The 25,416-nt window shown below is 62.7% G+C and carries 24 protein-coding genes; 13 read left to right on the plus strand and 11 right to left on the minus strand.

The genetic code is table 11. The features are described from left to right. Window positions 1-226: 226 nt before the first annotated feature. Window positions 227-688: a hypothetical protein gene (locus DyAD56_RS08735; protein ID WP_102302372.1), complete on the plus strand. Its 462-nt coding sequence runs from the start codon at window positions 227-229 to the stop codon at window positions 686-688. A gap of 163 nt (window positions 689-851) precedes the next feature. On the opposite strand, the gene DyAD56_RS08740 is transcribed toward DyAD56_RS08735, so the two are convergent. Then, entirely contained in the window at window positions 852-1,769 is a 918-nt protein-coding gene (locus tag DyAD56_RS08740; RefSeq protein WP_102302373.1) for a cupin domain-containing protein, read from the minus strand. A 13-nt stretch (window positions 1,770-1,782) separates the two neighbouring features. On the opposite strand from DyAD56_RS08740, the gene DyAD56_RS08745 reads away from it, so the two are divergent. The 4 genes from DyAD56_RS08745 (at window position 1,783) to DyAD56_RS08760 (ending at window position 5,918) form a co-directional block, all read left to right on the plus strand. Then, window positions 1,783-2,328, plus strand: coding sequence for a lysozyme inhibitor LprI family protein (locus DyAD56_RS08745; protein ID WP_199178924.1), 546 nt, complete (start codon window positions 1,783-1,785; stop codon window positions 2,326-2,328). A 177-nt stretch (window positions 2,329-2,505) separates the two neighbouring features. Next, window positions 2,506-3,198 carry an alpha/beta hydrolase gene (locus DyAD56_RS08750; protein WP_102302375.1) on the plus strand — a complete coding sequence of 231 codons (693 nt, stop codon included), beginning with the start codon at window positions 2,506-2,508 and terminating at the stop codon, window positions 3,196-3,198. Between the two features lie 363 nt (window positions 3,199-3,561). Continuing rightward, a complete protein-coding gene (locus DyAD56_RS08755) occupies window positions 3,562-4,569 on the plus strand; it encodes a hypothetical protein (protein WP_146010472.1) in 1,008 nt (335 codons plus the stop codon). Window positions 4,570-4,823: 254 nt separating this feature from the next. Next, window positions 4,824-5,918, plus strand: coding sequence for a GGDEF domain-containing protein (locus DyAD56_RS08760; RefSeq protein WP_102302377.1), 1,095 nt, complete (start codon window positions 4,824-4,826; stop codon window positions 5,916-5,918). 117 nt (window positions 5,919-6,035) lie between these two features. Here DyAD56_RS08760 and DyAD56_RS08765 read toward each other — a convergent pair whose 3' ends face one another. Beyond that, window positions 6,036-6,290 (minus strand): hypothetical protein, encoded by a 255-nt coding sequence (locus tag DyAD56_RS08765; protein ID WP_146010473.1) that lies wholly within the window; start codon window positions 6,288-6,290, stop codon window positions 6,036-6,038. A 525-nt stretch (window positions 6,291-6,815) separates the two neighbouring features. Between DyAD56_RS08765 and DyAD56_RS08770 the strand changes: the two genes are divergently transcribed. After that, entirely contained in the window at window positions 6,816-8,195 is a 1,380-nt protein-coding gene (locus tag DyAD56_RS08770; protein ID WP_102302379.1) for an Hsp70 family protein, read from the plus strand. An 85-nt stretch (window positions 8,196-8,280) separates the two neighbouring features. On the opposite strand, the gene DyAD56_RS08775 is transcribed toward DyAD56_RS08770, so the two are convergent. The 4 genes from DyAD56_RS08775 to DyAD56_RS08790 all read right to left on the minus strand — a co-directional run bounded on the left by DyAD56_RS08775 (window position 8,281) and on the right by DyAD56_RS08790 (window position 11,701). Further along, window positions 8,281-9,417, minus strand: a complete 1,137-nt coding sequence (locus DyAD56_RS08775; RefSeq protein WP_102302380.1) for an SRPBCC domain-containing protein — start codon at window positions 9,415-9,417, stop codon at window positions 8,281-8,283. Continuing rightward, on the minus strand, window positions 9,414-9,797 hold the full coding sequence (locus tag DyAD56_RS08780) for a metalloregulator ArsR/SmtB family transcription factor (protein WP_102302381.1): 384 nt from the start codon (window positions 9,795-9,797) through the stop codon (window positions 9,414-9,416). The genes DyAD56_RS08775 and DyAD56_RS08780 overlap by 4 nt, the downstream gene beginning before the upstream one ends. Before the next feature lie 87 nt (window positions 9,798-9,884). After that, complete coding sequence (locus tag DyAD56_RS08785; RefSeq protein ID WP_102302382.1) at window positions 9,885-10,997, minus strand: glycosyltransferase family 4 protein; 1,113 nt, start codon at window positions 10,995-10,997, stop codon at window positions 9,885-9,887. Then, window positions 10,994-11,701: a polysaccharide deacetylase family protein gene (locus DyAD56_RS08790; protein ID WP_199178932.1), complete on the minus strand. Its 708-nt coding sequence runs from the start codon at window positions 11,699-11,701 to the stop codon at window positions 10,994-10,996. The genes DyAD56_RS08785 and DyAD56_RS08790 overlap by 4 nt, the downstream gene beginning before the upstream one ends. A 415-nt stretch (window positions 11,702-12,116) precedes the next feature. On the opposite strand from DyAD56_RS08790, the gene DyAD56_RS24265 reads away from it, so the two are divergent. Then, window positions 12,117-12,296, plus strand: a complete 180-nt coding sequence (locus DyAD56_RS24265; protein WP_102302384.1) for a hypothetical protein — start codon at window positions 12,117-12,119, stop codon at window positions 12,294-12,296. Between the two features lie 329 nt (window positions 12,297-12,625). Here DyAD56_RS24265 and DyAD56_RS08800 read toward each other — a convergent pair whose 3' ends face one another. From DyAD56_RS08800 to DyAD56_RS08815, 4 genes are all read right to left on the minus strand, one after another. Next, window positions 12,626-13,294: a glutathione S-transferase gene (locus tag DyAD56_RS08800; protein WP_102302385.1), complete on the minus strand. Its 669-nt coding sequence runs from the start codon at window positions 13,292-13,294 to the stop codon at window positions 12,626-12,628. 1,323 nt (window positions 13,295-14,617) lie between these two features. Next, the gene (locus tag DyAD56_RS08805; RefSeq protein WP_102302386.1) at window positions 14,618-18,085 is read right to left on the minus strand and encodes a methylmalonyl-CoA mutase family protein; all 3,468 of its coding nucleotides are present in this window, start codon (window positions 18,083-18,085) and stop codon (window positions 14,618-14,620) included. Window positions 18,086-18,239: 154 nt separating this feature from the next. After that, on the minus strand, window positions 18,240-19,178 hold the full coding sequence (locus DyAD56_RS08810) for an alpha/beta hydrolase (RefSeq protein WP_102302387.1): 939 nt from the start codon (window positions 19,176-19,178) through the stop codon (window positions 18,240-18,242). Further along, window positions 19,175-19,798 (minus strand): TetR/AcrR family transcriptional regulator, encoded by a 624-nt coding sequence (locus tag DyAD56_RS08815; protein ID WP_102302388.1) that lies wholly within the window; start codon window positions 19,796-19,798, stop codon window positions 19,175-19,177. Before DyAD56_RS08815 ends, DyAD56_RS08810 begins: the two co-directional genes overlap by 4 nt. 177 nt (window positions 19,799-19,975) lie before the next feature. On the opposite strand from DyAD56_RS08815, the gene DyAD56_RS08820 reads away from it, so the two are divergent. Then, a complete protein-coding gene (locus DyAD56_RS08820) occupies window positions 19,976-20,302 on the plus strand; it encodes a YXWGXW repeat-containing protein (RefSeq protein ID WP_102302389.1) in 327 nt (108 codons plus the stop codon). Between the two features lie 240 nt (window positions 20,303-20,542). Then, window positions 20,543-20,896 (plus strand): YXWGXW repeat-containing protein, encoded by a 354-nt coding sequence (locus DyAD56_RS08825; protein ID WP_102302390.1) that lies wholly within the window; start codon window positions 20,543-20,545, stop codon window positions 20,894-20,896. A 60-nt stretch (window positions 20,897-20,956) separates the two neighbouring features. On the opposite strand, the gene DyAD56_RS08830 is transcribed toward DyAD56_RS08825, so the two are convergent. After that, window positions 20,957-21,697, minus strand: a complete 741-nt coding sequence (locus tag DyAD56_RS08830; protein WP_102302391.1) for an AraC family transcriptional regulator — start codon at window positions 21,695-21,697, stop codon at window positions 20,957-20,959. A 147-nt stretch (window positions 21,698-21,844) separates the two neighbouring features. On the opposite strand from DyAD56_RS08830, the gene DyAD56_RS08835 reads away from it, so the two are divergent. Genes DyAD56_RS08835 through DyAD56_RS08850 form a run of 4 tightly spaced genes read left to right on the plus strand, consistent with a single transcriptional unit; the run spans window position 21,845 to window position 25,416 of the window. Next, window positions 21,845-22,786 carry a 4-hydroxyproline epimerase gene (locus DyAD56_RS08835; protein ID WP_102302392.1) on the plus strand — a complete coding sequence of 314 codons (942 nt, stop codon included), beginning with the start codon at window positions 21,845-21,847 and terminating at the stop codon, window positions 22,784-22,786. After that, entirely contained in the window at window positions 22,783-23,895 is a 1,113-nt protein-coding gene (locus DyAD56_RS08840) for an FAD-dependent oxidoreductase (protein ID WP_102302393.1), read from the plus strand. Before DyAD56_RS08835 ends, DyAD56_RS08840 begins: the two co-directional genes overlap by 4 nt. After that, window positions 23,892-24,137: a 2Fe-2S iron-sulfur cluster-binding protein gene (locus tag DyAD56_RS08845; RefSeq protein ID WP_102302394.1), complete on the plus strand. Its 246-nt coding sequence runs from the start codon at window positions 23,892-23,894 to the stop codon at window positions 24,135-24,137. Before DyAD56_RS08840 ends, DyAD56_RS08845 begins: the two co-directional genes overlap by 4 nt. After that, window positions 24,130-25,416: an FAD-dependent oxidoreductase gene (locus DyAD56_RS08850; RefSeq protein ID WP_102302395.1), complete on the plus strand. Its 1,287-nt coding sequence runs from the start codon at window positions 24,130-24,132 to the stop codon at window positions 25,414-25,416. Before DyAD56_RS08845 ends, DyAD56_RS08850 begins: the two co-directional genes overlap by 8 nt.

Genomic DNA, 25,416 nt, shown 5'->3' on the forward strand with positions numbered 1-25,416 from the left:
CGGCCGACACACCACCGAAACGTCCATCTTGCGCAAAGACAGCACAGGCGCAGCCTAAGGGGCGCCCAGGCCACGCTAAGCCTGCACTAAGCGCTGGATTACGAAATTTTTCCCTGAAGCCAAACGGCCGGCAACGGCCGCATGGACATGGGACGAATCGCAAAAAATTTCAGGGGGCATTAAGCCCCGCGGCCCGAGCATCAGCACCAACCCAAGGAGGTAAGTGATGAACAGTTTCGCGATCGGCAAACGCATGTTGCTCGGCCTGGCGCTGGCGGCATCCGTCGGCGCGCCGATGGTGGCCTCCGCACATGATGGCTGGCATGACGATGGACGCCATGGCGGCTGGGATCGCGGCGGTTGGCATGGCGGCGACCGCGGTGGCTGGCGCGGCGACCGTGGCGACTGGCACGGTGGCTATCGCGACGGTGGTTATCGCGACCGTGGCCACTGGAGTGGCGGCAGGTGGATCGCCGGCGCCATCGTCGTCGGCGCGGTCGCCGGCATCGTTTCGCAGGCCATGGCACCGCCCCCGCCGCCGACCTACTACTACCCGCAGCAGCCGACGGTGGTGTACCGCCAGCCGACGACGGTGATCTATCAAGACGCGCCGGTGGTGGTGCAGCAACCGGGCACGGTGATCTACCAGCAGGCGCCCGCCGGCTACCAGAACGACGACGGTTACTGAGGCTGCCACTTCACCCATGCAACAGAAGCCCGGCAACCGCCGGGCTTTTGCTTTTCTGTCGACCCGTCCACGTGCCAAACAGCAAGGAATAACGCCGCACGTTCCTCCGCCGCGGATAAGGCGCGCGCACTCACCTATGCCTTATGGGTGACGCAACAATGCATCAGTCTGCCACCGCGTATGCGCTTTTCTGGCGCAACGACGGGCAAGCCGGCGGATGCGCACCTGGCCCACGGCACACCACGATGGCCGACGCAGCGGCAAATGCCGCTTGGTCGAAGACACGACTCTTGCCGTAGTCCGGCGGCGTCATGCCCAGTTTGTAGAGCATTTCGCGCATCACATGCACACGCGCGTTTCGACGCGTGGCATCGGTGTTGTAGGTGAAGCTGATCGTCGTCGACGACTCCTTGCTTGTCTCCACCATGTGCGGGCTGGTCAGCGGCATATACACGCCCATGCCCGGGCCAAGCTCGAACACGTGGGCCCGCGCGCGAAATTCCTCGCTCCACAAGGTACGGCTCAGGTCGTGGCGGAAGTGGAAACAGTCCCGCGCGCGGTCGCTGCACACCTGTGTGTCTTCCGCATCCCACACGTAGACAGTTTTGGTGCCGCGCACTTGCAGCAGAAAGACGTGGCTGCGATCGATGTGGAACGGCGTGGCCGTGTTGGGCGATGCCGAGAAGATCCAGCCCGCCCGGTAATAAACCCCTGGGTCCTTGCGCTCAATCATCGGCTGCATGGAGTTGATCACCGCGCCGACCAGTTCGCGGTACGTCGGATCGGCCTGAATATGACGAAGCAGCACCCATGCCTTTGCGCTGCTGATGTCCTTCAGCGAATCCACGGCAGACTTGGACGTAGGAAAAAGATTGGACGCATCATCAAAATCCGTCCCGGCCGTCGCTTCGCTGCTGAACGCGTACCAAAGTTTGGTGCCGCGGCAACGCTTGCCCAACTCCACCAGCTGCTCCGTCTGCAACAGCGGATGCTCGGTCAATCGATGCCTGAACGGCTGGATCCGCCATGGATCAAAGGCGTCCCAATCCAAGTCGATTACCGACGTGGTCTTATCGCTCATACAATCCCCCAAGGTGGCGAACCAGCGCGTCCTGCGCGACCCAACAAACCCTGTTGACCAAACTTATACGCCGCGTTTTTCACCTGAAGCAGACGTCTGGAAGGCATACGCCGTGAAAGAAAATGCGGTTCTTTTTCGCTGCGCGAAAATGACGAAAAAGCTTGCCCCTGGCGAATGTTTTCGCGCCACATCGATGGATGCGCGACGAAGCGAGAAAGCGACCGTCACGCCGCGAGAATCTGCCCCTCAGGAGCGTCCGCGAATCACGGCATTTATCGCCATCGCCGCCGGTCTCACCACCGAACGCGCTGCGCAGGACGGGCGACTCAATACCACCTACAAGGCCCTGCTCGGCAAACTGCAAGGTGAGGCGAAGGACGATCTGGTTATCGCCGAACGGGCACGGCTGGATTTCCACAACAAGAGCGACAGTTTGGAAAGTGCTCTCTACGGCGACGGAAGGGTCGCTGATCTCGAAGTCACGCAGAACGAAGTCTTTCGCCTTTGCGAGCGCGCGAACACACTCGAAAGATACCTGTCCATCGCCAACGATCTGTAAAAGTGACGAGGCGAAAGACACGATACAAAAAATCCATCACCAGCTCTCTACGCGCTGTAGTGGAGAGTGCGCGGACATTCGAATCGCTTACGACGATCCAGGCAATGCGGGGCTAGCCTGCCATTCATGGGATGGCCATCTGTCGACTGTCGGCAGCGCTGACATCAGGAGTACATCATGAGCAACAAGCCTGCGATCGTATTGGTACACGGTTTCTGGGGCGGTGCGGCCCATTGGGCAAAAGTCATCGTCGAACTCAAGCGCCTGGGTTATGACAAGCTCCACGCCGTCGAAGTGCCTCTAACCTCCCTGGCGGAGGACGCGGAACGCACACGTAAGATGGTTGCGCAGATCCAAGGGCCCGTCGTACTGGTCGGTCACTCGTATGGCGGCGCGGTCCTCAGCGAAGCCGGAAACCTGCCCAACGTCAGCGCGCTCGTCTTCATTGCAGCCTTCGCCCCTGACGCAGGCGAAAGCCCAGGCGGTATCACCCAGGAGAAGCTACCTGAGGCCGCAGCTAACCTGGCCCCTGATAGCGACGGATATCTGTGGCTGAAGGCGGACAAGTTTCATGACAGTTTCTGTCAGGACCTCACCGCCGATGAAGGCCTGGTGATGGCAGTGACACAGAAGGCGCCGCTGGCCAGCACATTCGGCGACGCCATCTCCGATCCGGCCTGGAGACACAAACCGTCCTGGTATCAGATCTCGAATCACGACCGGATGATCCATCCTGATAACCAAAGGCGCATGTCCAGCCGCATGGGCGCTCGCAAGGTGATTGCCCTCGACGCAAGCCACGCATCACTGGCCTCCAAACCCGTCGAAGTGGCAGCGTTTATCAGCGAGGCAGCAGCAACGGCGAGCTGACGCCTGGTTGCTAGTCATGCACACGCCCATCGTGCGATAGGCCGCGTATCGCGAACGAGGATGGGCGCCCGGCTTGAGATCCTGCCCCAGCGCGGCCTCCGGGGCAGGATGCTTGAACCGGCGCTCAGGCACTTTCGCAAGCCGCTTCCCGATACGGAAGACCGTCGATCTCCCTGCATGGCTCGCCAGTCATGTGTCAAAGCTTCGTCCCGTCGAAGCCAATCCAACCGCTGCTAGACTCCCTGCTTCATAGCGCGGTGGGGCCTGCATCGCCTGCAACACGGGATGCCGCTGCCGCAAGGTCGGGTGCTCGAGCCAGCACAGTCACAAGGACGCGCTTCTTCAACACGCCAAAGATGTCGAGTGGCCTACTCTCTACGCCGCCTATTGCAAACCGTTGCCGTCGCCGCAGCGCTACTGCTTGCTGGCTGCATTCCTCCGTTCGTCTATCCGCATGTCAACACGTCCAGCTTCGACACGGCGTTTATCCTCCCCGCGCCGAACGAAGGGCCCTGGCTGCGCCTGGACAATGGCCTCGACCTTTACGCCTGGCAGAACTGCTACGTCTACGTGCTGCGTCGCGATCCCTGCGATGGCGTGAGCCTGGTCGCCGTGCCCAGCGGCGCAACGGTGGACTGGATGCACCTGTTCAAGTCGCAACACCCGGACGCCATCGTTTCAGACCGACGCGTAGACGTGGTCCGCCCACTTTCCGCACATAGCAGCACGCCTGATCGACTGATCGGCTTGTTCCGGCGTTACGAGGGCTCACCCGCCAAGGACGACGACATTCTGCTCGGACGCCAGGACAGCGTGGACAAGTACGACCTCGCCGCCAGCGGCGCCGTACCGGTGGCCCTTCGGCACATCGACATCTGGCACGACATGACCGCGTCCGGCGCACAGACCGGCGACATCCAACTGGTGGTGTACGACGACCAGCGCACCTGGATCTTCGCCCAACCGATCGGGGCACAGGACACTGCCAACCTCTACACACCGGCGAAGCTGTTTCATTTCGACGGGAACACTGACGAACTGCTGCAACGCCCGATGGTTCTGTACTTCGATGATGGCGCATCCCGAGACCAAGCCCGCCGTGTTGTCGCCGACGATGAGGCTGCAGCCATCGGCTATCGCATCGCCTTCGCGAATATGCCGTTGCCGCAGGCCATCTTCACGCTCGATACCAACACCTTCCAGCGGTCGGTAGTACGCCAACGCCAGCCCACCTTGCTTTGCCACTACAGCGAAAGCGAATTCCACGCATCGATGTTCGACGACTACCAGCGCCGGCTACCCGAGTTGAAGAAGTGCGCACCGTTTACCGATGAGGCGTTACGCGAGATCGAACGGAAACAGAAGCACTAACCGCTCATCATGGGCGTAGCCTGGCCCGGATAGACATTCGCGAATCGACTACCCCGTGACGCCCCCCCCCCTATGCCGGCCCGGTGCAGACATTGCCGTACGGCGTCGCTGCCTGCCCTTCCACGTAAGGCGAAGTCCCCCGCCCCACGCCCGGGGTTCGCCTAGTAACCGGCGATAGGCCTCAGTTCGAGGCTGATGGCATCCATCTTGCAGCTCATGCGGTGTCAGATCGATTTCCGCGCCTTGAGACACGCATGCATCACCCGTTCGCCAAGCAGCAGCGCGCCGACGATCCGAACCATCGGCACGAGTACATGCACTATCTGGCTCAACGCATGGCTCCGGCGATCCATGCGCTTGCGCTGTTGGCCGTGGTCGCCTATCCGCTGGCGGCGGGCGGGCGCGCGCTTGTCAGCGCTTCACCCGTGCCCCTGCCGCTACGCCTTGCGCCTACCATCCCATTGGCCGTGTTGGCCCTGGTCACTCGCCGGGAAAGGCGACCGATACCGCTCAGCCTTCTCGCCCTGGCGTGCGTGCTGATCTTGGAAATCGGCATCAATCTGAACGGTATCGGGCAAGTGCCGGGACAACGACTGGTGCTGCCGGGCTTGCTCTTGCCCGTGGCGTCATCGGTCATTTGGATCGGTCGCTGGGATTTCATCGCCGCGATGCTGCTGTGTGCGCTCGGCCCGCTGCCGATGCTGCTGATGGGATCCGTCAACGGGATACCGGTGTTCCAGTACGCCGTTTACATGACAATCGCCATTTCTGTAGCAGCGGTGCTACGTGCCTTTATCACCCGTACCCTGTTCGAACAGTTCCGACTGGAGAAGCAACTGAGGGAACAGGCCCATACCGATGGGCTGACTGGACTGCTGCAACGCAACCGCTTTCTTGAGCTGGCCCGCTTTGCGTTGGAAGACATCTATCTACGGCGGATTCCGGGCGCGGTGCTCTACCTGGATGCCGACCACTTCAAGCAACTCAACGATGCGTTCGGTCATGCTGCCGGTGATGAAGTGCTGATCAAGCTGGCTGACGGCCTGCGCTCACAGATGCGCGATTCGGATCTGGCTGGAAGAGTTGGCGGTGAGGAATTTGTCATGCTTCTGCCCGGCGCTACGCTTCAGCACGCCTATGCGCGGGCTGAGCAACTGCGAGAGACCATGCGCGCCGTGCATCGGCCTGATCGACTGCTGACGATCAGTATCGGCATCGCGCAGTGCAACCGGGCAGGCGAAAGTATCGAGAGCCTGATCTCTCGCGCCGATAAGGCGATGCGCCAGGCCAAGGACAACGGCCGCAATCAGGTGGTCATCGACCATTTTGCAGCGAAGCAGCATGGGTGAAACGCCCGCTGGGCGTGCGCTGCGTCTACCTTGTTTGATAGTTGAGTGCGCTCCTGGCACCCCAATTCCTTAAGGTGCACCGTCAATCCTTCGGGACGGCCACCTTACAGCCCGACGCTACGGCATCACCGCCAGCGACTGTCCTGTGGCTTCAAGGTGGCGAATGTCCTTGCTGCCCAGCGCGCGTGCGGCGAGGCCGGCATCTTCGGGAAAGTAGCTCGCTGATGGATCGACGACCGCCGCGGCGTGCACAACGTATAGCGGCTCCTCCAGCGCGTGGGAACCGACCCATGCCAGCGGAGCAGCCATAACGAGCGCGGCCATCAACCAGTTCAACCCCGAACGGTTTTTTCCATCGTCGGAACGCAGCATATCGGTCGCCTCCATAGGATGTCAGCGCGATTACACGATTTCTTTCCACCGTTGAAGCCCGCATTGATAGGTAAACCATCGATGCGTGGAACCGCCCGGCCCGTTCCGGCACGGATGTATGGACAACACAGATACTCCGGCAACGCTACGCACAGATGACGGGCGACAACCGCGAAGCGAATCGTTCGCACAGGAATGCGAGACACCCTGAGAACAGACGTCTATTCGTGAAGCAACACCGTCCTCACAACCCGAAAAGCCTCTCTGCGACCACCAAAGGAGAGAGTCTCCTGGTCAGCTCCTCGTTGCCGCTCCTTTCTGCTCCTGCGCCCAGGCGGCGGGGCAAAGGTGAGGCCTGTCACCCCTTCGCGCCCCAAAACACGTCGCGGACCTATCTGGGACGCCACGGGGCCCGCCTGGGCCATGGTTCCGACGGTTCGGAACGTCGGCGCCCCAACGCTCCGGGCATGGCGGCCCAAGACCTGAGATAATGGCCGATTGCTCCTTCGCGCGTGGCCTTTTTTTATGCATATCGGCATCGACTTCGGCACCAGCTATTCCGCAGCGGCCGCCATCATCGACGGCGAACTCACCCTGGTCCGCTTCGGCGAAGCAGAGCAATTCCGCACGGCCGTGTACTTTCCCGAGCTGGTGCCCGACCCCAGCGACTTTGAACTGACGCCCGAACTGGAAGCGCAGTTGGAAACCCATATCCGCTCGGCCCGCACTGAGCTGCGCCGACAGCAGGCCGCAGGCATGACGGTGTCGCGCACAGACGAAGAGCTGCGGCGCGACGCCCTGCGTGTGGTGCGCCGGCAGTGGATGGAGGAACAGGCGCGCGCGGCCACAACCACCGTCGCCAGCTTCCAGCACGCGCTGTTCGGCGAGGAAGCCGTGGAAGGCTACCTGGAGAGCGGCGGCGGCAACCTGATCGAGTCGCCCAAGTCGATGTTCGGTTTTCGGCTGGACCCGCAGGTGCGCAAGGTGATCGTGCATATCGCCACGCACATCCTCGAGCACATCCGCCTCACTGCCAGTCGCCAGTTTGGCGAGCCGGTGCGCGGAGCAGTCATCGGCCGCCCGGTGGAATTCCGCAGTTCCATGGGCGCGGCCGGCTCGGACCAAGCGATCGAGATTCTGCGCGAGGCGGCAACCACCGCGGGCTTCGACGAAGTGAGTTTCCTCGAAGAACCCGCTGCGGCGGCGATGCATTACCACAAGAGCCTCGACGAACGGCAGCACGCGCTGATCGTGGACATTGGCGGCGGCACCACCGACGTGACGCATGCGGAGCTGGGTGGCAACGTCATGCCTCTGGTCGCGCGCAACTGGGGTCTGCCCAAGGGTGGTACGGATCTGGACGTGGGCGTAAGCCTGCACAGTTTCATGCCACTGATGGGCAAGGACATCGTGCGTGTACCGCAGCATCAATTCGTTGAAGCGGCCAGCGTGTACAACCTGCCCAAGCAACGCGAATTCCGCAAACAAAACTATCGCCTTGTCGCCGCACCCTACGGCCCGCGTTTGCGCGCACTGCAGGAACTGGGTGCCACCACACGCCTCAACCAGGCCGCCGAGCGCACCAAGATCATGCTGAGTGGCGCAACGGAACATCGCGCACGGCTGGACTTCATCGAGCCCGGCCTTGGCGTGGATGCCACGCACGACGACCTGAATTCGGCCATCGAGCCGTTCCTCACCCTGCTGGAACGCACGCTCACCACGGTGCGTGGTGACCTTACCGCCCTGCCCGCCAGCGTATTCCTCACCGGCGGCACCTCACGCTCGCCGCAAGTGAAGGCCCGCGTGCAGGCATGCTTCCCTGAGATCCCGCTGGTGCACGGTGACCCGTCGCTTGGCGTGGTGTCGGGGCTGGCAGTAGCGGCGAACGAGGTTGTGCCGTAACGCATTTCAGCGCGTCGCGGGCCACGACTGAGGCGTAGCAGGAACGGGCAACGCCACGGCGTGCGTTGCCCGCTCCATCTCCACGTCAGGCTGCGCTCGCCTTGCGCAGTGGCGTGACGTTAGACGCATCGCCCTTGCCTTCGAAATCCGGCTCGGCCGACATGAAGCTGGGCCGCGCCTGCATCACCGCCTGTGCGCGTTGCACGTTGGGATACTTGGCGAGCAGGGCCTGGCCTCCCGGCATCTTCGACAACGAATAGAGCAACGGTGCGGCGAAGTAATCCGCAATGCACGGCGTATTGCCTACCAAGTAATCGCGCGGGCCATAACCCTCATCGAGCGTAGCCAGCAGGCGATGGATATCAGGCACGGCAGCATCGATGATTGCGCGATTCGGCTGTCCGCCTTCGCCCGAAGGGAACATGTACTGCAGCACGCCACGCTTGACGATGGCATCGTAACCGTAGTCGTTCAGCACGCTATACCACTGCTCCGCGCGCGCGCGGGAGGTGACGCCACCCGCGGGAAACAGGGCCGGGCCTTCAAAGGCTTCGTCGATGTAGCGCAGGATGGCTCGCGTTTCGTAGAACTCCAGCGGGCCGTCGTACAGCGCAGGGATACGGCCGAACGGATGGATGGCATCGGCTTCAGGCTTGTGTGGTGCTACCGACTTAAGCACGTACGCCACGCCCTTCTCCGCCAGCGCAATGCGCACAGCGCGCGTATACGGGCTGATGGGGCTGCCCACCACCACCACGTTGCCGGCTGTGCCTTCCGGATCCAAATAATCGACCAGGCGATTGAACACGGATGTCCAACCCTGATGGTGATCGTCGCGCACGGCGGCATCGGGGAAACCGGTATGACGCATGTGGAGCTGCGTGCCGCCGTCTTTTTCGGTGAGCGTGACTTCGATGAGCGTCGTGCGTGCCGCCGCCTCACCTTCGCCATCCCATGCCCAGGTATAGGCGAGAAACGACGGGCGCTCGATGACCTGATAAACGCCGCCCGAGCCATGCACCACACCATCCTTGGTCACCATGGTGATGCGATAGCGCCCACCTACGCGTGCGTCGGCGCTCACTTCGCCCACGCTCAGCCCCCGCGGGCAGTGCCAGGCGGCCATGGCGGCCTCATCGATGAAGGCTTCAAACACCTTTTCGCGCGGCGCGCGGATGTGGCGGGTCATTTCCAGTTCGAACGTTGCGGCTTGGGTGGTCATGGCTTTTTCCTCGGTGCACGTGGTGCGCCGCTTGCAGGTTGCTTTGCCTCGGCGCGATGGGTTCGCTCAACAAACTCGACCAGTCGATCCAGGTTGCCTTCCCAATGACGGCGATACGCTTCTAGCCAATCGTGCGCATCGTGCATGGGTTCGGCACGTAGACGGCAAATACGCCAGCGGGCGTCAACTTCACGCGCGATCAGCCCCGCGCTTTCCAGCACCCGCAGGTGCTTGGAGATGGCCGGCGCGGACATCTCGAACGGCTCGCCCAGTTCACCTACGGTCGCCTCGCCTCTGGCCAGGCGAGTCAGGATGGCGCGCCGCGTGGGGTCCGCCAGCGCGGCAAAGGTGGTGGACAGCGGGTCGTCGGTATTTGCCATGCGTTCAATTAACCACTTGGTTAATCGACAGTCAAGTGCTTTCGCGTCGCGACTTTGTGAAGGCGCGGCAACGGTCCCGTAGGTCGCTTAGGTAATGGCGTGATGCAGGTGATGCACGGGCTCGCTGCCGAAGCGCAGCAATCGTTCGAAATCCCGCGCCACGGCCGCGTTGCTGAAGTGCTCCATCACGTGGACGCGAGCAGCCATGCCCATTCGCCGGTATACGCCGGGCTTGCACATGGCGAGAATGGCGCCGCGCCACTCGGCGATATTGCCCGGCTCAAGCAAACACCCTGTCATGCCGTCTTCCATGGTTTCCGGCACGCCGCCGATGCGACTACCCAGCACGGGAACACCGCAGGCCTGCGCCTCGATCGCCACGCGGCCGAAGGTTTCGAGCTCTACCGAAGGAAACGCCAGGAACGAGAACGCGCAGTAGTAGCGCGACGTATCATTCACCCAACCCGTGAAGTGGTGACGACCCGCTGCGCCACCCTGCTCCGCCATCGCGTGCACCACGTGTTCCTCGGCTCCGCTGCCTACCCAGAGCATGTGCAAACGAGGCTCCTCGGCCATAGCGGCGTTGGCGGCCTGCATCAACTGGGTAACGCCCTTGCCACCGTGCATCCGACCCGCATAGCCCATGACGATAGCGTCCTCGGGTATGTCGAACTGGCGACGCACTTGCATGCGCCGTGTCAGATCGGGCCGGAACTCATGAATGTCCACCGGGTTGTAGGAGATGTGCACGCGGTCCGGTGGCACGCCCTGATCCAAGTAGGCATTCCGCGCAAATTCGGACACCGCGATGAAGCGCTGCGCCAGCCTCGGAATACCGTATTCGGACAACCGGCTCATGCGCGGATTGCGATGACGGAACAACGCCACCGGTGTCCCTGTCAGGCGGCCACAGGCAATCAGCGGCCAGTATTCCTTGCCGAAATTACCTACCAGCCAATCCGGTGCGAACCACTCAATGCGCCGCAGCACCGCTGTGTAGCCACGCAGGTCGAGCACATTGCGGAACTTGCCAGGAAACACGGGCACGCGCGCCGCCGTCATGCCATCGCCGATCAGACCTTGGCGGGAAACGATGCTTTCCACGGGGTGCCCGGCCTGCAACAAAGCGCGTGCAAGCGCCACGAAGTGCGTGGCTGCACCGGTGTTCTCGGGATTGGTGCCAACGAAGAGCAGCTTCATGTGCGCTTGTCCTCGTAACGGGTGAGCACCTTTGCCGCCACCTGCGGCAACAGGTGATGGCGCGCAACCTGGATGCGCGGCAGGCGCCATAGGTCGGTGGATACTCCACCGGTCGCGCGTCCGCGATCGGTGGTGGTGGCTGCGACGTAGCCCGCTTCGCGCGTCGCGTGGACTGCGCGTTCGTCGTAATCGCCGTACGGGTAGCAGAACTGCGTAATGCCGAGGCCGAGGCGATCTTCCAGCTCGGCCTTGCAGCCGTGGATCTCCTCGCGCTGTTGCTGATCGCTGCACCGACTGAGCCGCACGTGCGTGCGCGAGTGCGCACCTACTTCCATGCCGCCCGCATGCCAGGCGCGAAGCTCATCCGCCGACATCAGCGGCTTGCGCACGCCGAGCTTCTCATTATCCCAGGCGTTGTACTGGCCGATATATCCACTCACCGCATAGCAGGTAGCGGTGAAGCCGTAGCGACGCAACGTCGCCATCGCCCATTCGAGGTTGTCGACGTAGCCATCGTCAAGCGTGATGACGACGATCTTTCCTTCCTTGCCGCCCTGCAGATAGGGCATGGCGTCGGACATGGATACACCGCGATAGCCAAGCATGCGCAGCAACGCCATCTGTCGAGCAAACGCACCCGGCGAGACATACAGGCTGCGATACACGTTGATGCCTTCGGGCACCTCCGCGATGTTGTGATACATGAGGATGGGGATCTTCACGAGGCTCTCTGCCGCTCCATGGAAACAACGGATCGAACGCATCCGTATGTGTTACTCCCCAAGAGCTGCGATAACCTTTCGCTTGCTTGCATGAACTTGTCGCTTCACGCAGCGTTCAAGAAAAAAACTCTTGCAGATAGAAAACCCTTCTTGAACTTGAAGTTTTCCTGATACGCCAGTGGCTGCCGCAACAATAAATGGACACCCAGCCGCAAGGCCTGTCATACCTGCATTCCCACGCCCTGACGCAGGAACCGACTTGGCTGGGGCTTCTTTACGTGATCTATACGGTGCCTTAAGTGAAGCGATATCGCTTCTTTACGAAGAGCACACCGACAATGCACGTATGAAGACTCACACGCATCAACACCGCAGCATAGGGTGGCGCGCCGTCGGCATGATTTTGTCGGCACTGCTGTTCGCACTTTCCATCGTCGAACTGCTGCTGCGACCGGGACAGGATGCAGCCCTATGGCGAGGCCTTGCGCTCTCGTCGCTTTATCTTGTGATGTGCTTGAGCCAGCGACGCCTGTTTGCACCGGCGCGGACCTATCAGCACCGACGCAACCACTGGTAAGAACTCGCGCTGTCATCGCATCGTGCCTCCCGACGTTCTTCCTTCGGGAACCACGGCACGCATCCATAGTCATAGATAGTCGCGTGAGATCAGGAAGGCTTGCAGCCGGGTAGCCGCAGGTCGGGTGTGCGGGCAGCAACTATGCACCTGCGGCACCGGTTGCAAACCTTCCTGATTTCATGGTGTCGCACGTAGCGACGCCATTGCGCAGAGGATGCGCTCCTGTAGACAACGCCGTGCGAATCGACGGGTCCAGCCAATCCCCGGAGAGACGCAAACCCCCGGCGGAGAACAGGAGCGCACCCTGTGCGCAACTTTCCCTGCATCCGTCAACCCAATGCGTAAGGACCGCCACGCTCCAGTGCGCGTTTGTATGCTGGCCGCTGCTGAATACGCTTCACGAATGCAGCGATGTTCGGCAACTTGTCGGCGATGCCACTGCGTGCCATCGCGGCTTCCATGGGAAAGCTCATCTGGATATCCGCCGCACTGAACTCACCACCAACGAACCAGCCCGTGGCTGCAAGTTCCTTGTCGACATAGTGCAAATGCAACGCCAACTGCGGATCAACGAAGGTGCTCTGCAGCTTGCTGGCGATTTTCCGCGCAATGGGTTTGGCGAAGAACGGCATCGGTGCGCTGGCAATGCGTGACGCCACCAGCTTGAGCAGCAGCGGCGGCATGGCGGAGCCCTCCGCGTAATGCAGCCAATAAGTGAAACGTAGCCGGTCGGGCATCCCCGGCAATGGCGCTAGGCGCCCCGTGTCGTAATGGTCGACGAGGTACTCCACGATAGCCCCCGACTCCGCCACCACCCTCCCCTCATCCTCGATCACTGGCGACTTGCCCAACGGATGAATGGCACGCAATTCCGGCGGCGCCAGCATGGTGCTGGGGTCACGCTGATATTTGCGAATCTCGTAAGGGACTTCCAGCTCTTCCAGCAGCCAGAGCACACGCTGGGAGCGGGAGTTGTTGAGGTGGTGAACGGTGAGCATGGGAGGCGCCGGCGAAGTGGATGGCGGAGGCTAGCATGGGTGGCGAGGGGTTGGTGTGCGGCGGTTCTTTCTGTGCTTCGCACAGGGCTTGACCTGGTTTTCTGAAGCTTTCGGGCGGCGTATTTCAGATTTATTGCCGTGGAATTCGCGTTGCTGTTTCGCGGATGCGATGGGCATGGCACACGCTCAAAGGGCGTGGCTGGAGGAGCCCACAGAACGCCTCAGTTCTACTCCCTCGCCCCTTTGGGGTGAGGGTTGGGGTGAGGGGCGGGTGCTCGCCTCGTGGTTTCATCTTTAGCCGTCATCCCGGCGCAGGCCGGGACCCAGTAGCGGTATCGCTTGGTTGTCGCGTTCTCGCGACCTGGCCGCTTACGCAGCGGGCGTTTCGATCGTCTGCCGACGACGCGAAGCTAGTCCCGTGGGACGCTCGAGTCACTTTTCTTTGTTGGCCCACGCACGCGCAGGAGCGCGTGCGAACGGCGAAGCCGGCCCGAAGGGCGGAGGGCAGGATGCCCGGAGTAAAGAAAAGTAACCCAAAGAAATGGCCTGACAGGCTAACGCCCGCAGCATGTCGATGGGATAAGCCCGAACGGGTGAGGAACGTTGTGGCTTGGCCACCTTCGCCGCTACGCAGAGGGTACGTCGGCGCGCTTCGCAACGCGCCATGGCGGAGAGGACTTAAAGCAGGCTTCGCTACGCTTCCCGATCGCAGAGGCTAGGGAAAGCAGACGCTACGCTTTCCTACCGCTGGGGCGAGATAAGGGGGACGCTACGCTTCCCGACCGGTGTGGAGAACTCGCCACGTTACAGCATCGTCTTTCTCTTCTGCCTTGGCTTTGCGCCCTAGAGAAGGAGCAACGCGACCTGCCGCGATGCGATGTGCAGCGCAGCTGCACGAGCCTACGGCTCGGCGCTTTTGACCTTCGGGCCCCTGTGCGGCGGTGAGGGGTGGACGAGAAGGCCCGCAGGGGGATCGGCAGGACGCCGATCCCTTTTCGCCGGGGCAGGAGCCCCGTCGAAAAGCCCGGCCACCCCTCACGAACTGGCCGGCTTCACCGGCCAGCGCCAAGTGGGGGTGCCCTTCTCTTTGGTTACTTTCTCTTGGGCAAGCAAGAGAAAGTGACCCGGCCTCCGGCAGGAGGGCGGAAGCCCGCCGCAGGCGAGCCAGATCACGACTACGTGACAACCAAGCGAAAAGTCACTGGGTCCCTGCTTTCGCAGGGATGACGGTTTCATCGAAACGGTAAGGCGAGCACCCACCCCTCACCCCAACCCTCTCCCCGAAAGGGAGAGGGAGAAAGCAAGCGCATCAAAACCCAGGCCTCACATATTGCGCCGATACTCACCACCCACGTCATACAACGCGTGACTGATCTGCCCCAGCGAGTTGTACTTCACCGCTTCCATCAACTGCTCAAACACATTCTGTCGATCACGCGCCGTGTTCTGCAGCGTCTTCAGGCTATCGGGCGCCAACTCATTGCGCGCCTTACCGAAGGCCAACACGTTCTCGATCTGCTGGCCCTTCTCGCCTTCCGTCGAACGGATGAGTTCGATCTCCGTGGCGATCTCGCCGCCGTGGTCCTTCGGCAGGAAGGTATTCACGCCGATCAGCGGGAGGCTGCCGTCGTGCTTCTTCTGCTCGTAGTACATCGACTCTTCCTGGATCTTGCCGCGCTGGTACATGGTGTCCATCGCGCCGAGTACGCCACCGCGCTCGCTGATCGCCTCGAATTCCTTGTACACAGCTTCTTCGACGATGTCGGTGAGCGCATCGACGATGTAGCTGCCCTGCCAGGGGTTCTCATTGAAGTTGAGGCCCAATTCCTTGTTGATGATCATCTGGATCGCCACCGCGCGGCGCACGCTTTCTTCCGTCGGCGTGGTGATGGCTTCGTCGTAGGCGTTGGTGTGCAGGCTGTTGCAGTTATCGAACAACGCGTACAGCGCTTGTAGCGTGGTGCGGATGTCGTTGAACTGGATTTCCTGCGCGTGCAGCGAACGGCCGGACGTCTGGATGTGGTACTTCATCATCTGGCTACGCGCGCTGGCACCGTAGCGCTCGCGCATGGCGCGAGCCCAGATGCGGCGGGCCACGCGGCCGATCACGGTGTACTCCGGGTCCATGCCGTTGGAGAAGAAGAACGACAGATTCGGCGCGAAATCGTCGATCTGCATGCCGCGCGCGAGGTAGTACTCCACGATGGTGAAGCCGTTGCTCAGCGTGAAGGCCAGCTGGCTGATCGGGTTCGCGCCCGCTTCGGCAATGTGGTAACCGGAGATGGACACCGAGTAGAAGTTGCGCACCTTGTGGTCGACGAAGTACTGCTGGATGTCGCCCATCATGCGCAGCGCGAACTCGGTGGAAAAGATGCAGGTGTTCTGTGCCTGGTCTTCTTTCAGGATGTCCGCCTGCACGGTGCCGCGCACCGTCTGCAGCGTTTCTTCCTTGATGCGCGCGTAGGTGTCCGCATCCACCAGTTGGTCACCGGTGATGCCGAGCAGGCCAAGGCCGAGGCCTTCGTTGCCCTTGGGCAGGTCACCGGAATATTGCGGACGGCCATTCGGGAATTGCGAAGCGATCTTCTTTTCGGCCGCCGACCAGCGCGCCGGGTCTTCTTTCAAATACTTCTCGATGTTCTGATCGATCGCGGTGTTCATGAACATCGCGAGGATGATCGGCGCGGGACCGTTGATGGTCATCGACACGGAACTGCTCGGCGCGCTGAGGTCGAAGCCGGAATACAGCTTCTTCATATCGTCCAGCGTGGCGATATTGACGCCGGAATTGCCGATCTTGCCGTAGATGTCCGGACGCGGCGCGGGATCTTCACCGTACAGCGTCACCGAGTCGAACGCGGTGGAAAGGCGCGTGGCCGCACCACCCTGACTCAGGTAATGGAAGCGGCGGTTGGTGCGCTCCGGCGTGCCCTCGCCCGCGAACATGCGAGTGGGGTCCTCACCGGTACGGCGGTACGGATACACGCCACCGGTGTACGGATAGTGGCCCGGCAGGTTTTCGCGCTGCAGGAAGCGCAGCAGGTCGCCCCAATCCTTGGTCTTGGGCGGCGCCACCTTCGGGATCTTCTGATGGCTCAGCGATTCGCGGTAGTTATCCACGCGGATCACCTTGTCGCGCACCTTGTACTCGTTGAACTCGTCGGTCACCGACTTATAGCGTGCGGGCCACTCGTGCAGCAGGTGGATGGCGTGGTGGCTGAGTTCTTTGATGGCCGCGTTATAGCGCTGACGCAGGGTCAGCAACGTGCGGTCGGCACCCTCTTCGTGCAGCGCTTCGGGCTCGTAGCGTGCCAACTGGCGCGGCAGGTGCGCGTCGCCCAGTTCTTTCAGCGATTCGTAGTAGTGCTGAGCTTTACTGGCGAACTCGGCTTCGCGTTCGATTTCCTTGTTGATGCCACGGCCTTGCTCGGCGATCTCCGCGAGGTAACGCACGCGTGCACCGGGAATGAGCACCGTGGCGCGCGGCTCCTTCAGCGTGGTGTCGAGGTTCGGCGTCCATTTTTCCGCCGGCAAGCCGAGTTTCTCGCGCAGCAGGCGGCACAGGTTGCTGAACATCCAGGTCACGCCCGGATCGTTGAACTGACTGGCGATGCTGGGATACACCGGCACCTGCTCGTCGGTGAGCGTGAAGGCGGTGCGGTTGCGCTTCCACTGCTTGCGCACGTCACGCAATGCGTCTTCCGCGCCGCGCTTATCGAACTTGTTGAGCACGATCAGTTCGGCGAAGTCCAGCATGTCGATCTTTTCGAGCTGGCTGGCCGCACCGTAGTCGCTGGTCATGACGTAGGTGGGGAAATCCACCAGATCGACGATTTCCGAATCGCTCTGACCGATACCAGCGGTTTCAACGATGATGAGGTCGTACGGCTGCGCCTTGAGGAAATCAATGCAGTCGCGCAGCACCGCGCTGGTCGCGGCGTGCTGGCGGCGCGTGGCCATGGAACGCATGTAGACACGATGGCTGCGCAGGGAGTTCATGCGGATGCGGTCGCCCAACAACGCGCCGCCACTGCGGCGACGCGTGGGGTCCACCGCCAGTACGGCGATGCGCATGTGCGGGAATGCATGCAGGAAGCGCAGCAGCAATTCATCCACCACCGACGACTTGCCCGCGCCGCCGGTACCGGTGACACCGAGCACCGGCGTCTGCTTGCCGGCCATCTTCCACTGCTTGCGTAGATGGTCCAGCTCAGCTTCCGGCAGCTCACCTTCCTCGATGGCGGACAGCACGTGACCCACAGCGATCTCGTTGCTGATATCGACCATGGGCGTGATGGCCGACGACTGTTCTTCCGTCGCGCGCTTCACCGCCGCTGCACGCGTGCGGTGCATGACGTCTTCGATCATCTCGGTAAGGCCGAGCCTCATGCCGTCATTGGGGTGATAAATGCGTTCGACGCCGTACGCCTGCAGCTCGCGGATTTCCTCCGGCGTGATAGTGCCGCCGCCACCGCCGAACACGCGGATGTGCGCAGCGTTGTGCTGCTTAAGCATGTCCACCATGTACTTGAAGTACTCGACGTGGCCGCCCTGGTAGGACGACAGCGCGATGGCATCGGCGTCTTCCTGCAACGCCGCGCGCACCACGTCTTCCACCGAGCGGTTGTGGCCGAGGTGAATCACCTCTGCGCCTTGCGACTGGATGATGCGGCGCATGATGTTGATGGCGGCATCGTGGCCATCGAACAGACTGGCGGCGGTGACGAAACGCAACGGGCGGCTTTCCGCCTGGGCGGCGCTGGCGGAAACGTGCTGGGCGGGGGAACTCATGGGGACTCCGGGACTGCGGTGCGTCGGATTCCCGATTTTAGAGGATGGTTACGTTTGGAACATGTTGCGGCGCGGTGGTGGCGTCGTTTTTCGCCAGAAATGAGCGCAACGGTATCGTTCAGCCCCGTCGCGCCCGAGGCGTTTCGGCTGTCGCTCAGCTGTCACCAAACGGCAAGTTGGGCGACGACACGACACGTTCGCCGACGTTCTCGCCACGCAGGAACGCCAGGGACACGTCGATCACTTCCGGCGCGTCGAGCACGTGGTGATGCCCCAGCCCTTGCGTGGTGTGCAGGCGCGCACCACGCCAGTGGCGGGCATAGCGCTCCCCTTCGGCCCATGGCACGTCGTGATCGTCCATGTCGTGCACGATCAGCGCCGGCTGCCCCAGCGAGGGCAAATGGCGGTGCACCTGCAGGTCGTGAATATTGATCCCCGTCATCGCCTGCAGGCTGTCATGCAGGCGGCCGCGCAGGTGTTCTCCCAGGCGCACGAAATGCGTGAAGCGCTGGGTGGCGGCCACCGGATCGGCGGCAGGTGCGATAAGGATGAGCTTGTGCGAATGCCACGCCTCGTCCTGTGCCAGGGCAGCGGCCGCGCCACCCAGCGAGTGCGCGATGGTCACTGCAGCGTCGCCGTAATGGCGCCCGACTTCGCGCACGGTCTCGATGAAATCGGGCAGCGTGCAGTGCCGTCCGTCGCTCAGACCATGCCCAGGCTGGTCGAACGCCACCAGGGCATAGCCCATATCACGCAAGGGCTTCACCCACGGCAAGTAGCGCAGGCCAAAGCTGGACCAGCCGTGCACCAGCAGTACATAGGGCTGGCGCGATGGATCGCCCCAGGTGTAGGTGGCGATGCGCTGGCCGCGGACCTGCAACTCACCGCGCTGCATCTCCGGACCCGCTTCGGCCGCCCGTGCACGCGCCCGGCTGCTGGCGAACGGGGTGATGAAGATCCGCAACGCCCGCTGCACCGCGCGTTTCGGCGTAATGCGGCTGCCCAGTGCGAAGCCCGCGCGTACGGCGCCGATGGTGATGGGCCCGGGGCCGCGACGACGGGGTTTGACGGTGGTGGTGGTTTGGCGAGTCATGGCGCAGTCCTCCGCTCCGATGGCGGGTTATAGCTGGCGAGCAGGCGCTCGAAGCCTGCCAGCGCGTGCCGGCAGGCTTCGTCGAATCCAAACAGGCCCGCATCGTGATGCAGACCCAGCATGAGTGCGTAGATTTCAAAGGCGAGCTGCGACGGATCGGTATCCGCGCCCAGCTCTCCGTTCTCGATCGCGTGACCGATGGCGCGGCACATCTCCTGTCGCCAGCCAGCTTGGCTCTTCGTCACGCTGTCACGCAACGGGCCTTCGCGGCCGTCGTACTCGCTGGCGGCGGTGAGCAGCACGCAACCGCTCTGGTACTCGCGCCCCCAGTCCACCCAGTTGGCAACGATGGCGCGTATGCGGGGCAGACCACGAGGCAATTTCAGCGCGGGCCACTTCACCCGCTGCAGGAAACGCTGCTGACCCAGTTCCAGCACGGCTAACTGCAGGTCTTCGCGGGAACCGAAATGCGCGAAGACACCGCTCTTGGACATGCCCACGTCTTGCGCCAGCGAGCCAATGGATAGCCCTTCCAGGCCGTCCCGGCGCGCCATGTCGTAGGCGTGATCAAGGATGAGTTCGCGTGTGGTGGCGCGTTTGCTGAGGGCGACGGAGTTCATGGGCCATAAAATAGCACGACCGTTCGTTCTTTTACCGTCAAGAAAACTGAACGAAATATCGCTACAAGCCCACACAAACCTGAACAAGCCCGGCTCGAGTCGTCAACACGGCAGGGAAATGCGCCGTTCCCCGCCCTGAAGCCGCACGTTGCGGCCGACATCAAGGGAGACAACATCATGCTGAGCATCACCCGCAAACTCGCCCTGCTCGCGGCCCTAGGCGTTGCGGGCGCCGGCGCCGTGACCTATGCACCGGACGCCTCCGCACAGGTATCGGTGTCGGTCGGCATTGGCGTCGCCCCGCCGCCGCCGCGCTATGAAGTGGTTCCGCCGCCGCGCGTTGGCTACGTGTGGGCGCCGGGTTACTGGCGCTGGGACGGCCACCGCCATGTCTGGATGGGTGGCTATTGGGTCCGTGGCCGCCCGGGCTACAACTATCACCAGGCTCGCTGGGAACACGCGCGCGATGGTTGGCGCTGGCATGGCGGCTATTGGGGCCGCTGATGCCGCACATCTTTGCGGCGAAGCGTCAACGCCGCGCGGGCTTCCCGGATAGGAATGGCATTGCGTCAGGCACATAGGGCAAAACGGTCGGGACGCCATCCGCGGCCGACCCGCAAAACCATCGTAAATACTTGCAGTAAAAGAAAAAAAACGATCATCCGCAAGAAAGGTAAGCCTCAGCCTTACGCGTCATTGTCCGACCACCACACTCACTTACTCTTCACAGAGGCAACGTCACCTATGCAGATTCGTCTCGTCGCACTTACCGCCCTGACCCTGATGGCCAGCGGCTGCGTCGTGGAACAGCCCGTGCACCATCCCCGCCCCGTCGTGGTCGAGGAACAACCGGTGCAGCGCGAATACGTGGAAGTGATCGCTCCGCAGCCGCCGCCGACCGTGTTGATCGAGGAAGAGCCCCCGCACCGTCCGGGTTATATCTGGGCTCGCGGCTACTGGCATTGGAACGGCCATCAGTACATCGCGGTCCACGGTCATTGGGAAGGTGAGCGCCAGGGCTACCACTACGTGCATCCGCACTACGTGCAGCGCAACGATGGCTGGCACCTCAATGTCGGCGTGTGGGTCCAGGGCTAATTCCCTTCCTCATACGGCTCCAAAAAAAAGCCCCGCCTCGTGCGGGGCTTTTTTTGGGCCTCAGACCACCAGGTCGGGTTCCGGCAGACGCCGGCTTCCGCCAGCCGCCGTCACCAGGGCGCGGTAATCACGCGGTGTCATGCCTACGGTGGATTTGAACTGGCGAGCAAACGCGCTCTGATCCGCAAAACCACAGGCGAGTCCGATAGATGCCACGCTCTCGCTGCCGTGCAAAAGGCGCATGGCTTCCTCGATGCGCAATTTGGTCTGCAGTTGTTGCGGCGTGAGCTGGAACACTTTGCGGAAGTGCCGCTCTAGTTGCGCCACGGATAGGTCCGCCAATTCCGCCAGGTGCGCCACGCGCACGCCTTCGGCGTAGTGCTCTTGCAAATAAGCCAGTACCCGGCGCAAACGCGCATACGTGGGATGACGCCCGTCCGGCCGGCCCAGATCGCGCGAAATGCCAACAATGCCGCGCACCTCGCCACGCTGTCGCAAGGGGCGCTTGCAGGTCAGGCACCAACCCGTGGCGCGATTGGAGAACATGTGCACTTCAAGCTGGTTCTCGATCACCTCGCCATCGAGCACGCGCTGGTCCTGCGTGGCATAGGAACCACCCAATGCGGTGGGAAACAACTCAGTCACGTTGCGACCAATCACATCGCTGCGATGCTTGAGCCCCAGGCGTCGCACCAGGGTGAGGTTGGCATGCGTGTAGCGCCCTTCGCTGTCCTTCACGAAGAACACGACATCAGGCACGGCGTCAAATAGCGCTTCCAGTTCGTCGGCGGAAATCTTCATCTCGGTGAAAGCCCTCTACCCCGCGCCAAGCCTTGCTGCGACTGCAGCATAGGCCGAACACGTGAATGTGCATTGTGCCGATTTCCGCATCGCAGGACGCCAAGCTTTTCTAGACGGTCCAGCCGATACAGCGCGAGCATAAGCGCCATGCATACCATAGACGTGATCGACTCACATACCGGCGGCGAACCGACCCGTGTCGTGATTGCCGGCTTTCCCGACCTGGGCAACGGCACGCTGATGGAGCAACGCGAGCGCTTCCGTCGCGACTTCGACAAGTGGCGCAGCGCCATTGCGTGCGAACCGCGCGGCTCCAGCACCGTTGTCGGCGCGTTGCTGTTGCCGCCGAAGACGGAAGGCGCATGCGCCAGCGTCATCTACTTCAACAACGTGTCGTATCTCGGCATGTGTGGCCACGGCACTATCGGCCTGGTGCGCACGTTGCAGCATATGGGCCGCATCGGCCCGGGCAAGCACCGCATCGATACGCCGGTGGGCACCGTGGGCGCCGAACTGCACGAAGACGGCCGCGTCACCATCGACAACGTGGAGAGCTATCGCCACGCCGCCGACGTCAGCGTCGACGTGCCGGGCTATGGCACTGTCACCGGCGATATCGCCTGGGGCGGTAATTGGTTCTTTATCACCCACGACACGCCGCTGCCGGTGGAAATTCAGCACCAGCGCGCGCTCACCACCTATACCGAGGCCGTGCGCCACGCACTGGAAGCCAACGGCATCACCGGCGTGGAAGGCGGTGAAATCGATCACATCGAGGTCAACACGAAGTCTCCGGTCGCTGGACTGGACGGCCGGAACTTCGTGTTGTGCCCCGGTCTTGCCTACGACCGCTCGCCCTGTGGCACTGGCACCAGCGCCAAGCTGGCCTGCCTCGCCGCGGACGGCGAGCTGGCACCCGGCGAAACGTGGATGCAGGAAAGCATCCTCGGCAGCGTCTTTGAAGGCCGCTACACGCACAGTGAGCGCGGCGTGCTTCCGCAGATCACCGGCACCGCCTTCGTAGTGGCGCAAAGCACCTTGTTGTTCGACGAGGCCGATGCCTTTACCTGGGGTAGCGGCGCGGAATGAATGGCACGGCCGCCACGTTCGACCTGATCGTGATCGGTGCGGGCATCGTCGGCGCTGCATGCGCTGACGCGGCGAGCGCGGAAGGTATGCGCGTGGCCATCATCGAGCCCGGCCCGATCGGCGGTGGCGCCACGGCGGCGGCGATGGGTCATCTGGTAGCCATGGATGACGACCCGGCCGAACTCGCCTTGGCGCGCTACTCCCTGCGTCTATGGGAAGCATTCGCCGATCTGAAAGAGGCTGAATTCAGCCGCTGTGGCACGTTGTGGGTGGCCCGCAACGACGACGAACTGGCCGCTGCCGCTCAACGCATCGCGCGCTTGGGCGCCGCCGGCATCGACGCGCGCCTGCTCGACGCCGCAACGCTGTATGCACTGGAACCCGCGCTGGTGCCGGGCCTTGCCGGTGGCATGTTGGTGCCTCGCGAAGCCGTGGTGTATCCGCCGCGCGTCGCCAGCCATCTGGTGCAACGCGCGCAATCGCGCGGTGCACGACTGTACGCAGGCCGCCGCGCGCAAACACTGCAGCGCGGTGGCGTACTGCTCGATGACGACACGCGTCTGTCCGGCCCTGTGCTGGTCGCTACTGGTTGCGCGCTGCCCGCACTGCTGCCCATGCTTCCTATGCGGGCACGCAAAGGCCATCTCGTCATTACCGATCGTTATCCCGGCTTCATCCGTCATCAGTTGCTTGAACTGGGCTACGCCGACAGCGCCCATGGCGATGCCGATAGCAGCGTGGCCTTCAACGTGCAACCTCGTCCGACGGGCCAGATCCTGATCGGCTCGTCGCGCGAATTCCACGCGAACGATGCCGCTGTATCGCCTTCCATGGTGCAACGCATGCTGGAACGCAGCTTCGCCTTCGTGCCGGGTTTGCAAAACTTGCAGGCGCTGCGCATCTGGACCGGCTTTCGCCCCACCACACCGGATGGACGTCCGTATCTCGGCGCGGTACCTGATGCCGCCGACCAATGGGTGGCTGCTGGGCATGAAGGCCTTGGCGTGACCACCGCCTTGGGTAGCGCGAAGCTAATGATCGATCTGATCCACGGTCGCCAGCCCGCCATCGATCCCGCGCCGTATGCGCCATCGAGGCTGGTCGCATGACTGCGCGGGTGCGACTCACCGTGAATGGTCATCCAGTGGATGTGCCGGTTGGCGCCAGCGTTGCAGCTGCGGTGGCTCACGTCACGTTGCGTTTCCGCCGCTCGGTGAACGACGCTCCTCGCGCACCGCTGTGCGGCATGGGCGTGTGCTTCGAATGCCGCGTGCAGGTGGATGGCGTTGCCCATGTGCGAGCATGCATGACGCCGGCCAGCGAAGGCATGCAGGTGGTCACCGATGCGTGATCACTACGACGTCCTCGTGATCGGCGCGGGTCCTGCGGGAATGTCCGCAGCGAAGACGGCTGCTGCGCATGGAGCACGGGTGGGTTTGCTCGACGCGCAACCACGCCCCGGCGGGCAAGTGTGGCGACACGATGTGCAACATCCCTTGCCACGTGCTGCACGCCAGGTTGTCGACGGCTTGCAAGGTGTGGAATGGCTGGCACAGCACAGCGTAGTCGCGACGGAGTCACCGGCGCTGCGTGTGGAGACACCCCAAGGCACACGGCTTCTTTCCTACGGTTCACTGGTGCTCGCCACCGGTGCGCGCGAACTGTTACTGCCCTTCCCGGGCTGGACGCTGCCCGGTGTCACCGGTGCCGGCGGCCTGCAGGCACTGGCCAAGCAAGGCTGGCCCGTAGCCGGCAAACGCGTGGTGATCGGTGGCAGCGGCCCGCTACTGCTAGCCGCTGCGGATACGTTGCGTAAGCACGGCGCGCGAGTGCTCGGTATCTACGAACAGGCCTCCGCCGCCGCCGTTCGATCCTTCGCCACTCAACTTCGGCACTGGCCCGCACGTGCGTGGCAAGCGGCCGGACTTCGGCTGCGTCTCGCGGGCACCCCCTATCGCTTCGGCTCGTTCGTGCGCAAAGCCCACGGCGATGGCACCGTGCAGCGTGTGGACATCGACACCCCGCATGGCGTGCAAACCGTGGAGTGCGATTTGCTCGCCGTGGGTTATGGGCTCGTACCCAATACCGAACTCGCATCCCTGATCGGCTGCGTGCTGGACCACACGGATATCCATCCGCGTGTACGGGTCGACACACTGTTTCGCACCAGCGTGGCGAACGTGTATGCCGCAGGCGAGTCCTGCGGTATCGGCGGCCTGTCCGTGGCACGCGTTGAAGGAGCCATTGCGGGGCACATGGCCACCAACCATACCGATGCCGCGGGCGCGCTACTGATGCAACGCGATAGCGAACGGTGCTTCGGCGCGCTGCTCGCCAAGCATTTCGCACTCGATCCGCGCCTGCACAAGCTCGCCGACGACCTCACCCTGGTCTGTCGCTGCGAGGACGTACGCATGGGTGAGCTCGCCGGTTTCACCGATGCACGGGCCGCAAAACTCACTACACGCTGCGGCATGGGTGCCTGCCAAGGGCGCATCTGCGGCACAGCGCTGGCTGAGCTTGGCCGCTTTCCCCGCAGCGGCGCACGGCCGCCTATTTTCCCCGCCCGACTAGCCACGCTGGCCGGGCTTGCCAACCTTCCTTCTGACGACGCACAACGAGGTAGCTGA

The organism is Dyella sp. AD56, assembly GCF_002878475.1.
GTDB lineage: Bacteria > Pseudomonadota > Gammaproteobacteria > Xanthomonadales > Rhodanobacteraceae > Dyella.